The 13,598-nt window shown below is 54.7% G+C and carries 10 protein-coding genes; 2 read left to right on the top strand and 8 right to left on the bottom strand.

Annotated features, from left to right (window positions below; translation table 11 throughout):
* Positions 1-57: 57 nt before the first annotated feature.
* A complete protein-coding gene (locus ACIPUG_RS17770) occupies positions 58-1,257 on the top strand; it encodes an efflux RND transporter periplasmic adaptor subunit (RefSeq protein ID WP_014914280.1) in 1,200 nt (399 codons plus the stop codon).
* A gap of 3 nt (positions 1,258-1,260) precedes the next feature.
* Positions 1,261-3,213: a MacB family efflux pump subunit gene (locus ACIPUG_RS17775; RefSeq protein ID WP_268198349.1), complete on the top strand. Its 1,953-nt coding sequence runs from the start codon at positions 1,261-1,263 to the stop codon at positions 3,211-3,213.
* A gap of 3 nt (positions 3,214-3,216) precedes the next feature.
* Here ACIPUG_RS17775 and cysM read toward each other — a convergent pair whose 3' ends face one another.
* The 8 genes from cysM to ACIPUG_RS17815 form a co-directional block, all read right to left on the bottom strand.
* Positions 3,217-4,098 (bottom strand): cysteine synthase CysM, encoded by an 882-nt coding sequence (cysM, locus tag ACIPUG_RS17780; protein WP_039274928.1) that lies wholly within the window; start codon positions 4,096-4,098, stop codon positions 3,217-3,219.
* A 56-nt stretch (positions 4,099-4,154) separates the two neighbouring features.
* A complete protein-coding gene (gene cysW / locus ACIPUG_RS17785; RefSeq protein ID WP_039510806.1) occupies positions 4,155-5,021 on the bottom strand; it encodes a sulfate/thiosulfate ABC transporter permease CysW in 867 nt (288 codons plus the stop codon).
* Positions 5,021-5,875, bottom strand: a complete 855-nt coding sequence (gene cysT, locus ACIPUG_RS17790; protein WP_400339528.1) for a sulfate/thiosulfate ABC transporter permease CysT — start codon at positions 5,873-5,875, stop codon at positions 5,021-5,023. Before cysT ends, cysW begins: the two co-directional genes overlap by 1 nt.
* The gene (locus tag ACIPUG_RS17795; RefSeq protein WP_205567271.1) at positions 5,875-6,903 is read right to left on the bottom strand and encodes a sulfate ABC transporter substrate-binding protein; all 1,029 of its coding nucleotides are present in this window, start codon (positions 6,901-6,903) and stop codon (positions 5,875-5,877) included. Before ACIPUG_RS17795 ends, cysT begins: the two co-directional genes overlap by 1 nt.
* 319 nt (positions 6,904-7,222) lie before the next feature.
* The gene (locus tag ACIPUG_RS17800) at positions 7,223-8,122 is read right to left on the bottom strand and encodes a Dyp-type peroxidase (RefSeq protein ID WP_400339532.1); all 900 of its coding nucleotides are present in this window, start codon (positions 8,120-8,122) and stop codon (positions 7,223-7,225) included.
* Between the two features lie 165 nt (positions 8,123-8,287).
* On the bottom strand, positions 8,288-8,887 hold the full coding sequence (locus ACIPUG_RS17805) for an RpoE-regulated lipoprotein (protein ID WP_400339534.1): 600 nt from the start codon (positions 8,885-8,887) through the stop codon (positions 8,288-8,290).
* Positions 8,888-9,074: 187 nt separating this feature from the next.
* Entirely contained in the window at positions 9,075-10,748 is a 1,674-nt protein-coding gene (locus ACIPUG_RS17810) for an ABC transporter ATP-binding protein/permease (protein WP_400339535.1), read from the bottom strand.
* On the bottom strand, positions 10,745-13,519 hold the full coding sequence (locus tag ACIPUG_RS17815) for a M16 family metallopeptidase (RefSeq protein WP_400339537.1): 2,775 nt from the start codon (positions 13,517-13,519) through the stop codon (positions 10,745-10,747). The genes ACIPUG_RS17810 and ACIPUG_RS17815 overlap by 4 nt, the downstream gene beginning before the upstream one ends.
* Positions 13,520-13,598 lie beyond the last annotated feature (79 nt).

Here is a 13,598-nt window from a genome sequence, read left to right on the forward strand (position 1 = left end):
ACATGCAACTTGAAGTATGACGGATACAGATGCATTCATTAAGGACGACTCCCCCTGATGCAATCACGATTTTTTACACGACGCCGTACGACGATCGCGCTTGGCCTTATCGCTGCTGCTGTAGTTCTTCATCTGTTTTTCAACAAGCCATCGCCAGCGCCCAATGCGCTTACCACCGCCGCCGAGATTGCGGATCTCGAACAGACCGTGCTCGCTGACGGTAAAATTGAGGCACAGAAGCAGGTCAGCGTCGGTGCACAGGCCTCGGGGCAAATCAAAGCGCTGCACGTCGAACTGGGCGATAAGGTGAAAAAGGGGCAATTGATCGCCGAGATTGATGACCTCACTCAGCAGGACACGCTAAAAAACGGTGAGGCCGCGTTAAAAAACATTCAGGCACAGCGAGCGGCCAAACTGGCGGAATTGCGTAATAACGAATTAAGCTGGCAGCGTCAGCAAATGTTGATGAAACGTGGCGTTGGGGCACAGGCCGACTACGACAGCGCAAAAGCAACGTTGGATGCTACCAGAGCCAATATCGACGCGCTGGACGCCCAAATCATTCAGGCACAGATTACCGTCAACACCGCCAAGGTTAATCTGGGATACACCCAAATTCGTTCGCCGATGGACGGTACCGTGGTGGCCATCCCGGTTGAAGCGGGGCAAACGGTCAACGCGATTCAGACGACACCGACCATCGCCAAAGTCGCCAATCTGGACACCATGACCATCAAAGTGAAAATCTCAGAGGCCGACGTCGTCAAGGTGAAAACCGGCATGCCCGTGTGGTTCAGTATTCTGGGCGAACCGAATAACCGTTACGAAGCCACGCTGAGCTCGATTGAACCCGCGCCAGACTCCATCAACACGGACTCGACCACAACCTCATCCAGTTCGAGCAGCAGTTCCAGTTCATCATCCAGCACTGCGATCTATTACAACGGCCTGTTTGATGTGAAAAACCCTGACGGCGTCTTGCGCATTTCCATGACGGCGCAGGTGTATATTCTGCTGTCTTCAGTGAAAAACGCCATTGTCGTTCCCGCGACAGCATTAACCTCGCGTGACGGCATGTGGTACGTGCAGGTCGTGAATGCGAACAAGAAGGTTGAATCGCGTCTGGTGACGCTTGGCCTTAACGATAACGTGCGCACCCAGATTCGTTCGGGGCTCAGCGTGGGGGAACAGGTCGTTGTTAGCCCATCGTCCGGCGATGTCGCGTCTACGCATCCTGGCCCACCGATGGGGATGTAACGTATGTCCACATCCTTACTTAAGCTGACCGGTATTACCCGCCGCTTTTCCAACGGCGAACAGGACGTCACCGTCCTCAAAGACATCAACCTGACCATCAATCAGGGAGAAATGGTGGCGATCGTCGGGGCATCCGGGTCAGGAAAATCGACGCTGATGAATATTCTCGGCTGTCTGGATAAACCGTCCTCTGGTGATTATCAGGTGGCAGGACGCGCCGTTGGCGAACTGGATAACGACCAGCTCGCAGAACTGCGCCGCGAGCATTTCGGCTTTATTTTCCAGCGCTATCACCTGCTCGGCGACCTCAGCGCGCTGGGGAATGTCGAAGTGCCGGCCATTTATGCCGGAAAAAGCCGGCTGGCGCGCCGTCAGCGGGCGGCAGAGCTGTTAACCCGGCTAGGACTGGAAAGTCGTCTCCACTATCGGCCCAGCCAGCTTTCCGGCGGCCAGCAGCAGCGCGTAAGTATCGCACGGGCGCTGATGAACGGCGGCGGCATCATTCTGGCGGATGAGCCAACCGGTGCGCTGGACACCCACAGCGGCAACGAGGTTCTGAGCATACTTCGCGATCTGCACAGGCAGGGCAATACCGTCGTGATCGTCACCCACGATATGACGATTGCCGAACATGCTCAGCGCATCATCGAACTGCGCGATGGCGAAGTGATTGCCGACCGTCAAACGCGCCCCGAAGAAGCCACCGTGCCGTCAACGGAAGCCACCAGCTCTCCGGCGACGTCCGCTCTGAATCAGTTCAAAGATCGCTTTATCGACGCGTTTAAAATGGCGCTGCTGGCGATGAACGCCCAGCGGATGCGCACCTTTCTGACCATGCTCGGCATCATCATCGGTATCGCGTCTGTCGTCTCGGTGGTCGCGCTGGGAAAAGGCTCACAGGAACAGGTGCTGGCCGACATCAACTCAATGGGTACCAGCACGCTGGAAATTTTCCCCGGCAAAGACTTCGGCGACATGGATGCCAGCGCCATCCAGACGTTACGGGCCAGTGATATCCAGCCGCTGACGCAGCAGCCCTACGTACATAGCGTTACGCCTTCTATTTCCACCAGCGTAACGATGCGCTACGGCAACATTGCCGTTTCCGCCAGCATTTCCGGGGTTGGCGAGCAGTTCTTCACCGTGCGTGGCTACACCCTGCAACGCGGCGTACTTTTCCCACGCAGCAGCGTCGATGAACTGAAGCAGGACGCCGTGATTGATAAAAACACGCTTAACAAGCTCTTTCCCCACGGCGAAGATCCTATTGGACAAGTCATTCTGCTAGGCTCGCTGCCCGTGCGGATTATCGGCGTCGTCAGCAAGAATCAGGGAGGCTTCGGCAGCGATGAGAACCTGAATGTCTGGGTGCCGTACACCACGGTGATGAAGCGCATGGTCGGACAGTCGTACCTGAAAAGCATCACGGTGCGGGTGAAAGACAATGTGGATATGAACGTCGCGGAGAAAAGCATCACCGCCCTGCTGACGCAGCGACACGGTACGAAAGATTTCTTTATCATGAACACGGACAGCATCCGTCAGATGATCGAGAAAACCACCACCACGCTCACGCTGCTGGTGTCGATGATTGCCTTGATCTCGCTGCTGGTCGGCGGGATCGGCGTGATGAACATCATGCTGGTTTCCGTCACCGAGCGAACCCGAGAGATCGGCGTTCGTATGGCGGTCGGCGCACGCACCAGCGATATCATGCAGCAGTTTTTGATCGAAGCGGTGCTGGTTTGCCTGTTCGGCGGCATCATCGGCGTGGGGCTGTCGCTGGCTATCGGCGTGCTGTTCGCCCAGTTCAGCAGCAATTTCGCGATGATCTATTCCAGTTCCTCGATTATTGCCGCGTTCCTGTGCTCCAGCCTGATCGGCATTATCTTCGGCTTCTTCCCCGCCCGACGAGCCGCACGGATGGAACCGATTCATGCGCTGGAGCGGGAATAGTCGTTAATCAAATACCCCGGTGGACAGATACCGATCGCCACGATCGCAGGCGATTGCCACAATCACGCTGCCGGGGTTTTCTGCCGCAAGCCGCAGTGCACCCGCCACCGCGCCACCGGAACTGACACCGCAGAAGATACCTTCCTGACGCGCCAGTTGGCGCAGCGTATTCTCGGCGTCCACCTGCGTCATATCCAGAATGCGATCGACCAGATCGGCACGAAAAATCCCTGGCATATAGTCCGGCGTCCAGCGGCGAATACCGGGAATGTGGCTGCCTTCCGCAGGCTGTAATCCCACCGTGCAAATCGCTGGGTTCTGCTGCTTAAGATAGCGGCTGACGCCGGAAATCGTGCCGGTCGTTCCCATACTGGAGATAAAGTGAGTCACCTTACCTGCCGTCTGCTGCCAAATCTCCGGGCCAGTCGTCAGAAAGTGCGCCAGCGAATTGTCCGGGTTATTGAACTGATCGAGCGTTTTCCCCTCTCCCGCCAGTACCATCTGTTTTGCGCGATCCCGCGCCCCTTCCATCCCCAGTTTGCGATTAACCAACACCAGCTCCGCGCCATACGCACGCATCGCCGTCTGGCGTTCATAGCTCATGTTGTCCGGCATCAGCAAACGCAGACGATAGCCTTTTACCGCCGCAATCATCGCCAGCGCAATGCCGGTGTTCCCGCTGGTCGCCTCAATGAGCCGGTCACCGGGAACGATGTCACCGCGATTCTCCGCCTGCTGGATCATGGAATATGCGGCCCGATCTTTTACCGATCCGGCGGGGTTATTTCCTTCCAGCTTCAGCCAGATTTCACTGTTTAACCCCTGCGTCAGGCGCTGCAATTTCACCAGCGGGGTATTGCCAATACACTGCTCAAGCGTTGTCACAAGTTGAGTCCTAAAAAGCCTCGCGCATACGGCGCGAGTGATAGAAAAGAGTAAAGTTAGCGTTTATTCATTTGCCGCTTCACACGCCACTGCAAGGCGCTTTTGATGAACAACGTCAGTATCGCCATCACAGTTAACAGCGCCGCCGCGGTAAACGCCCCCACGCTGTTATAATCCTGATGCAGTAATTCGACCTGTAGCGGCAGCGTGTAGGTTTCACCGCGAATCGAGCCTGACACCACGGACACGGCGCCAAACTCACCAATCGCTCGGGCATTCGTTAGCACCACGCCATACAGCAGCGCCCAGCGAATATTCGGTAGCGTCACCCGATAGAACACCTGCCAGCCCGACGCACCGAGCAGCACCGCCGCTTCTTCTTCCTGACTGCCCTGGCTCATCATTACCGGAACCAGCTCCCTGACCATGAACGGACAGGTCACAAATATCGTCACCAGCACAATGCCCGGCCAGGCAAACATCAATTGTATCCCCTGCTCATCCAGCCAACCGCCAACCGGGCCGTTGGTGCTGTAAAAGAGCAGATACAGCAAACCCGCTACCACCGGAGAAACAGCAAAAGGAATATCGATCAGCGTGAGCAGCAGTTGCCGCCCCGGAAACTGAAAGCGCGTGACCAGCCACGCCAGCAGCGTACCAAACACCAGATTCACCGGTACGACAATCGCGACCACCAGCAGCGTGAGGCCAATGGCATGTAGCATGTCAGGGTCGCTCAGATTACGCCAGACGCCCCCCAGTCCGTGCGATAGCGCAGCAGCAAAAATTGACACTAAAGGGATGACCAGCATGAGGAGCGATAATATCACGCCCAGTGTAATCAACGCGGTTCTCGCCCAGTTACGTTCCTGCCGAACCGGATGAGGTTGACGCCGTGACGTCACAGTCGGTATCTCTGCCATTACACGCTCCGGGTCCGTTGACCAAAACGGCTTTGCAGCACGTTAACGGCAAACAGGATCAATAAAGACGCAGCTAATACGACGGAGGCAATCGCGCTGGCGGCAGGGAAATCAAACTCTTGCAGGCGGATAAAAATCATCAGCGAAACGACTTCCGTCTGCCAGGCAATGTTCCCCGCAATAAAGATCACCGCGCCAAACTCGCCCAGACTGCGGGCAAACGACAGCGCGGTGCCCGTTAATAGCGCCGGGGTTAACTCCGGTAAAATGACGTAGCGAAAACACTGCCAGCGATTCGCACCCAGCGTTTGCGCCGCCTCTTCGTATTCAGGCCCCAGATCTTCCAACACCGGTTGGACGGTGCGCACGACAAAAGGAATGCTGGTGAACGCCATCGCAACCGTAATGCCCAGCCAGGTATAGGATACCTTGATGCCGAATTCGGCCAGCCATGCGCCGTACCAGCCGGTCGTTGAAAACAGCGCAGCCAGCGTCAGCCCCGCCACCGCAGTCGGGAGCGCAAAGGGTAAATCCATCAATCCATCCAGCAAGGCTCGGCCGGGAAAGCGATAACGCGTCAGAATCCACGCCATTAACAGGCCGAATCCCGCATTAAATATCGTCGCCAGCCCCGCCGCCAGGAGTGTTACTTTGTAGGCCGCCACCACCTGCGGGTTGGAGATCACCGCCCAGTACTGCTCCAGACTCATTTCTGATAGCTGCATCACCAGCGCACTTAAGGGCAGCAACAGAATCAAACAGACGAACAGCAGGCTGCTGCCCAGACTCAGCGCGAATCCCGGCAGCACTCGTTTACCTGAACCAGAAAAGAAGTTACCAGACCTCAAAGACATTACTGACGACCAGCCGCCAGCAGTTTGTCCAATTCACCACCGGTGTCGAAGTGGGTTTTCATCACCTGTGGCCACGATCCAAACTGATCCTCTACCCGAAATAAAGCGGTCTCTGGGAAACGAGATTTTAGCGTTTGTTCCAGTTCAGGGTTATTCACACGGTAGTAAAAATCGGTGATCACTTTCTGTGCTTCTGGCGTATAGAGGTAATTCAGATAGGCTTTTGCCGCCTGTTCAGTGCCGTTCTTCTCCACATTCTTATCGATCCACGCCACGGGGAATTCTGCCAGTATGTTGACCTTCGGGACGATCACTTCGTAGTTCTCAGCACCGTACTGATTGCGGATGTTATTCACCTCAGATTCAAAGCTGATCAGCACATCGCCCAACTGGCGTTCCACAAACGTGGTGGTTGCACCACGGCCGCCGGTATCAAAGACTTCGACGTTCGCCAGAAAACGCGTTATCCACGCACGCGTTTTAGCCTCGTCGCCACCGTTAGCTTTACTGGTCGCGCCCCAGGCCGCAAGGTAGGTATAGCGGGCATTGCCAGAGGTTTTCGGATTCGGGAAAATCAGCTTAACGTCATCACGCACCAGATCGTTCCAGTCGTGAATCCCTTTAGGATTACCTTTGCGAACCAGGAAGGCCATGGTGGAGTAAAACGGAGAGCTGTGATTCGGTAAACGCGTCTGCCAATCTGCGGGAATCAACTGCCCGCGGTCGTGCAGGATCTGGACGTCCGTCACCTGATTGTAGGTCACAACGTCGGCCTTCAGGCCTTGCAGAATAGCCAACGCCTGTTTAGACGAACCGGCATGCGACTGTTTGATCGTCAGCGGATCGTTAGGGTGCTGCGACAACCACTGTTTTTCAAAACCGGGATTGAGCGCCACAAAGAGCTCACGCGACACATCATAAGAGCTGTTCAGCAGCTCGGTAGCAGAGACAGCGCTCTGCCCGCCCAGCAGCAATGACAGCGCCAGAGAACCTTTCACCAGCCAGCCTTTCACCTGTACTTGATTCATCTTATGTCCTGTCAGAGTTAGAGCCTATTCGGTAGGCCTTGTTGTCGGAGCCGTTACATAGCCGTTTTTTGAATCGAATGCGCTTGTCAGCGTCAATCAGTGTAGGGGGAAGTGACGGTTAACATATAACCTTTATATATATCATTTCGGGATTTTTAAGCGCTAAAGTACATAACCACAAAACGAGCGAGACGAGAGGAAAAAGCAGGAGGGAAAAGGAAAGTGCGGCCAGATAGTCCGATAAAGGAAAATGGAAAAAGGGAAAGCTCACAGAACGGATGCCTGCACAGGTGCAGGCATCAGGAAAACGCGTTGGATCTTACAGCGACAAAAGCTGATCCAGAGAAGGTGCAAAGAAGTAGCTGCCGCTGACGGCGCGCGTAAAGCGCAGCATGTCGTCACGTTTGCCGTCACGATCGCCGAACATGCTCAGCAACTGCTGCTCAATGTTATGCAAACGTGCGCAGTAAGCGACAAAGTAGAGTCCGTTTTTCCCGCTCGCGGTGCCATAAGGCAGGCTCTGGCGCAGAATTTTCAGCCCCTTGCCGTCTTCCTTTAAATCTACGCGGCTAAGATGCGACGTTACAGGGCGTTCATCGGAGGACAGTTCTTCGTTATCCTGCTTCGTACGCCCGATCATTTGTTCCTGCTGTTCCACGCTAAAACGCTGTAGCTGCTTCAGATTGTGTTCCCAACGCTGGGTAAACACGTAGCTGCCGCCTGCATCCGGCTGGCCCTCAGGGATAATCGCCACGGCGTGACGGGCATCGCCCTGCGGGTTTTCCGTACCGTCGACAAAGCCGCTTAAATCACGATCTTCCACCCAACGGAAACCGTGCGTCTCTTCTTCGATACGGATCGCGCTGCCAAACGCGGCCAGCGCCACCTGTGCCAGCGTAAAATTAACATCATGACGGAGTGATTGGATGTGAATCAGTAGATCGCGCTGCGTGGCTGGAGCAAGCCCGTTACCCAGCGGTGTGAACGGTTTCAGCTCCGCTGCGCCGTGGTTGCAATCCAGATCGCGCCAAACGTCGTTGCCAAATGCCAGCACCGCGCCCAATCCCGCATCAGGATACTGCTGCTGTAACTCTTGTAACGTCTGACAGAATTTTTTGCATCCCTGCCGGATAGCATCAAACTCTCCCTGAATCATCGCTTCCATAAAAATGGCAAAACGGCGGTGTTCCAATAAAATACCGCTTTGAATTGGTGTCATTTCTGCTTCCTCAAGCGTCAGGTTTTTCTTTTGTTGTTATGGTTTACTACGGTCATTACGGTGAATATGGCTGCCGAAAAAATATCAGGCGGCGCGTGTATCATACCGGAAGCCGCCTGACTTTTACCTTGCGTAAAAACAAATTAGCCCGTTACGAGACGTAGCTTAGTTGCGCGCCTGCGCGTGCCACACGATTTTACTCACTTTCCAGGTTTTCAGGATATCGTCGGGCGGCATCAAGCCTTCCGGTCCGCTCCACTCGCCGGAATAGACGTAGCTGATATGCGAACTCTGCGGGGCGGCACATTCTACGCTCTGCGCATCATCACCTTGCCCCAACTGGCAGGATTCAAACGCTTTGCTGTAGCTATTGCTAAAAGCATCACCAATTTTCACGCCACCTGCGCTGCCAATCGCCGGATCCATGACCTCAACTTTGCGCACGCTGCCCTTCGGCTGGCCGCTGATGATCATTTTCACCTCTTTGCCATCCAGCGCCTGATAAAACGCGACCAGCTGACCGTTGGACGTCCCCATCCCGCTACGTAGTTGATAACTGCCATCCAGCGCGCTCTGTAGCGCCCCTTCGGACAGTGGCGTACCGGCATTAATGCCGCCGACACCCGCATCGTTAACCTCCAGCGAGCTGCCGAACCAGTTAAACGGCGACAGGCTCGACCATGAGAAATTGGAAAGCGTGCTGCATCCGGTCAGCAACAGCGGTAAACCCAGCACCAGCGATAAACCCAGCGGGCGAAAATTCATGGCATGTACTCCTCAAGATTGAACGGCTTCCGTCATCAGCCACCTTAGTAAGATGGGGATTGGAGTCTGCGGACGACGAAAAGTGCCGTAAAGACGGGATAATCCTGCGGAAGATTATAGGGGGCATACGAAAAGAAACCTACCAGAACCGCAGGCCTCCCGAGAGCCGGAAGGCCTGCGAACAACATCAACTACGCTGTGAGGCAAAATCCGTTAAGTCATAACGGTGCGTGAACAGATCGTCCAGCTCCGTCTGGTGCGTAATCGCCACCACGGTACACGCTGGCAACGCCAGCTTGACCAGTGCCAGAAGCTGTCTGGCGGCGTCATGATCCAGATTGCTCGTCGCTTCATCCAGATAGAGCGTATCGGGTTTAGCAATCAACGCGCGGGCAAAGGCGACACGCTGCCGCTCCCCGCCGGAGAACACCCGATCCCAGTTCAGTTGCTCATCCAGACGATCGCGCCACGCGCTCAGCCCGACGCTATCGAGCGTCTGACGCAGCATCTCGCTGTCAGCCAGTGCCGGGTGCGGATAGCAGAGAATCTCTGCCAGCGTCCCCTGCCCCAGATAGCTCTGCTGCGGTAACAGCAGGCTGCGGCCTTCCAGCGATTGCCAGCGGCCATCGTAATACGGCCACAGACCGCTTAACGTACGCAGCAGCGTGGATTTCCCCAGCCCGCTGCGGCCAGAAAACTTACTCCAGCTACCCGCTTCACAGCTCAGGTCCACCTTTTGCAGCAGCGGAGAACCCTGCGGCGTGGTGAAAGAAAGCTGATCCAGTTGCAGACGTTCACCGACCGGAACCACTTCATCTTCAGACTGATGGCGTTTGATTTCCTGTTTGAACTGGCTCAGACGTTCCATGCTCGCGGAAAGCTCCATGAATTCGCGATACATGCGAATAAACCAGCTCAACGCACCATGCACCTGAGCAAACGCTCCGCGGATTTGCATCAACCCACCTAGCGTTACCGTTTTGCTGAGAAAGGCCGGTAATGCAGCAAAAATAGGGACGATCAAGCTAACACGCATGTAACCCGTGGTGAAAAGGCCCAGATTACGTTCCGCATTCATTGAACGCCACCAGTTAGAGACAATCGCAGAAAACTGACGCTTAAGATGGCTTTTTTCCTGCTGTTCGCCACCATATAGCGCAATTTGCTCCGCGTTATCATGCTTACGCAGCAAAGACGCACGAAAATTCGCTTCAGCACGTTGCTTCTCATAGTTAATACCGTGCAGCCGTTTACCGATCAGATGCGTAATCAAGGTGCCGAACACGGTATAGATTATGACGGCCCAGACCAGATAACCTTTGATTACCCACTCTTCACCGAACAGCGTAAAGCGCTGTACTCCCGACAGTTCCCAGAGAATGATGACGAAAGATGACAACTGGGCAGTCACCACCAAAAATGACGCCACCAGACTCACCGTCTTATCAACAAATAAGCTGATATCCTCAGCGATACGTTGATCGGGGTTATCGATTTTTCCCACTATCGACATCCGATAAAATGCTCGCTTTGCCAACCAGCTATTCACTAACTCTTCCGTCATGGCACTGCGCCAACGAATGATCAGCCAGCGAGTGAACCAGTCCTGATGCACAAATACCACGATATAAATCAGGATATAGATGCCGTACTCTTTCATGAGAGAGAGCAGCAGGCTGCTATCAAACGTTCCTAGCGCATCGTAAAACGTTTTACTCCAATCATTGAGCAATACGTTGAGATAGACGATGGTCCATCCCATACTGATGGCAGCAACAAGCAGTAACAGAGCTAATAAGCCTTGTTTTCCCCGCCAAAAAGGGCGGCAGAGATCGACAAACTGTGCCGCTATCTTTTTCACTCTTTCACCTCTTGCGGCAAGGTGATGTAAAGCACGCGGTTATCCGGGTTATACAGCTTCGCCGACATCGCCCGTACCTCTTCCAGCGTGATGCTGTCAGCCAGTTTGGATACGCTGCTCAGATAACGAGGATCATTATAGTGGCGGTAGCTCAGGAGCAGACGACGCTCTATCGTCATGAGATCGCTCTGACGCCCTTTTTCTGCACGGATGAACTGCGCTTTCTGCTCATCGACATCCTGCTGAGTGATCTTCGTCGGCAGTTCAGCAAAGGCTTTCTCAGCCAGCGTCCACAGCTCCTGCGCACGTTCAGGCGCGCTAGAGAAGCTCACTTCCGTTTCAATACGCTGTCTTTTATCTTCCAGTTCGCTATCGAGACGCATGCGGTAAATGCCTAACGCATCATCACGCAGGCTGGTTTTGAGATACTTATTCGCCAGATTACGGGCAACGCTCACCTGCACAGCGGCCTGTGGCGTCCACGTATGCGGCGTGAAGCTCCAGGTGCGGATATCGGCACGTGGTTCGATACTGATGGCCGATGTCGCTTCGCGTTTACCCGGCAGCGCCAGATGTGATTTCACCTCGCCAGCAGGCTGACGCGGGATCGTCGCTAAATAGCGTTCAACCTGCGGCAAAATCTGTGCCGCTGGCATATCTGCCACCAGATAGTAGGTTACCGGGGCAAACACCGCTTTATGCCACTGTGAAAGCAGCGCCGGCGCTGAAATTTGTTTCAGCTCGGCAATTTCAGGCTGCTGCCAGGCTGGCGCACCAAAACGCAGTTTGGCGATGTCACTAGCCCGCTTTCCTGAAACCGATTGATCGTCATTGGCTTTTTGACGCGCCAGACCCATCATGCTCTCTTTCATCACGTCAGGATCGATACCTGGAGCTACATTCAGCTCACGGTATAACGCTAACAGGCTTGCTAACTCACCCGTTGGCGCATTCCCGCTTACCGTCAGTTGATCCGCTTCCTGAGCGATGCCCAAAGACAGCTCTTTTTCCTTTTTCCAGTTACTGAGCGCTTCACCGCTCCATGTTGCCGGTCCGCTTTGGTTGACTAATTGGCTTGCCAGCTGTACCTGCCACGGATTGGTCGACGTCGATAAATATCCCGCGTCGCTCACGGCGGTGAAGTAGACTTTTTTACCCGCCTCTGGCACACGCAGCCATACTACGCGATCACCATTGCTCAACTGCCACTGCTCGACCTTCTGCGCGGCAAAGGTCTTCACCGCCGTGCGTTTCCCACTTTGCGTTACAGCAGGCAGCTCAGGGATGACTTTCTCTTTTTCTACCTGTAACGGTGCCAGCGTCGCGGCTGCCCACTGCGCCTGTAACTTACGAATCGCATCCGGCTTCGGCAAGGTGAACGGCGTCGCGCCCGGCACGCTAAACTGTGCCAGCGTATCCGGTGAGGTTAACCAGCGTTGCAAATGGCGATTCACGTCTTCTGCCGTGATGGTATCCAGTGCTTCGAGCGCGTCTTTACCGCGCTGCTGGCTACCGACATAAGGACGATCCTGCTGCCAGACAATAGTCAGCTGCTGAACCCAATCGGAGAACTCGCGTACTTCCTGCTTGTTAGCCATACGCTGCGCGACTTCACGAATGTCAGAGGTGATCTCCGTAATATCCTGCTCGTTTAACGGATAGCGTTTAAACCGCTCAATTTCTTTCAGTACGGCAGACATCGCCGCGTCATGGCCACCCGGCATCACATTCGCGAAGAAGCCCAGCGCTGCCGTGGTTTTCCCGATATCCGATTTACGCACGACCAGGCTACTGGCGTCTTGCGGCAGCTCCGCCTGTTGTCGACGAACCTGACGCAGTAACGCAGACATCGTGATTTGCGTAAGCAGGCGGTGGCGATACTCAGGTTGACCGAATGTGTCTTTGTCATTGAAACGATAGACAAATGACACCTGGCTGCTGCCGCTTTGGCTATCCTGTAAACGCGCGACTTTGAGCTGCGGTTTCAACAGCGGCTCGTAGTAATCACGGGCTGGCACAGCCACATTTGGCAACGGCGCAAAATAGCGTTGAATTTCGCGTTCTGCATCCGCAGGCGTGATATCACCAATAATCATCAAACGCATATTCGACGGGTGATACCAGCGTTGATAGAAATCTTGCAGTACGCTGGCTGGCGTGTCGTTAATCGACGCTTCCGTGCCAATCGTCGGGCGGGAAGGATAACGAGAATCATGGCGAATCGCCTGTACGCGCTGCTGATTCATGCGTTCCGCTACGCCCAGTTTGCCACGCCACTCTTCCAGAATGATTTTGCGCTCATCGTCGAGATCGTTTTGCAGCAGCTTGGCATGGCCCGTCATCTGGCTCAGCGCCTGTAGCGTCGTGCCCAGATCGCGATTCCCTTTCGGCGGACTCATCATATACATGGTGCGCTCGTAGTTGGTCACGGCGTTATAGCTCTGACCGCGTACCCACCCTTGCTTGTGCAGTTCGGTACTGACGCCTTGGGGAAATGCCTCGCTGGCGCGGAACACCATATGCTCCACGATATGCGCCACGCCAGATTCATTGTCTTTCTCATCAATCGAACCGACATCAACAATCAGGCGAACATCGACCCGTGACTTCTGCCCTTCCAGTGGCACGAGGGTGTAGCGAAACCCGTTCGCCAGCGTCCCTTCTTTAAAAACCGGCAACGGACTTTTGATTTCTTCGGCCTGACTCACCAGACTCCCCGCTAACAGGCCGACAGCCGTTAGCGATAACCAGCAACATTTCTTCCAGTTCATAACAACCTTTTCGTTTTTATTTTTGCCTGTAAGGCAATTTCTGAATGCATCAATGCAAAATGCCCCGTCATTCGTCAGC

Source organism: Pectobacterium sp. CHL-2024, from assembly GCF_044751765.1.
Classification (GTDB): domain Bacteria; phylum Pseudomonadota; class Gammaproteobacteria; order Enterobacterales; family Enterobacteriaceae; genus Pectobacterium; species Pectobacterium brasiliense.

Coding starts and splice junctions, on each gene's coding strand:
- ACIPUG_RS17770 (WP_014914280.1), top strand. CDS start 58: ATGCAATCACGATTTTTTACACGACGCCGTACGACGATCGCGCTTGGC.
- ACIPUG_RS17775 (WP_268198349.1), top strand. CDS start 1,261: ATGTCCACATCCTTACTTAAGCTGACCGGTATTACCCGCCGCTTTTCC.
- cysW (WP_039510806.1), bottom strand. CDS start 5,021: ATGGCAGAGATACCGACTGTGACGTCACGGCGTCAACCTCATCCGGTT.
- cysT (WP_400339528.1), bottom strand. CDS start 5,875: ATGTCTTTGAGGTCTGGTAACTTCTTTTCTGGTTCAGGTAAACGAGTG.
- ACIPUG_RS17795 (WP_205567271.1), bottom strand. CDS start 6,903: ATGAATCAAGTACAGGTGAAAGGCTGGCTGGTGAAAGGTTCTCTGGCG.
- ACIPUG_RS17800 (WP_400339532.1), bottom strand. CDS start 8,122: ATGACACCAATTCAAAGCGGTATTTTATTGGAACACCGCCGTTTTGCC.
- ACIPUG_RS17805 (WP_400339534.1), bottom strand. CDS start 8,887: ATGAATTTTCGCCCGCTGGGTTTATCGCTGGTGCTGGGTTTACCGCTG.
- ACIPUG_RS17815 (WP_400339537.1), bottom strand. CDS start 13,519: ATGAACTGGAAGAAATGTTGCTGGTTATCGCTAACGGCTGTCGGCCTG.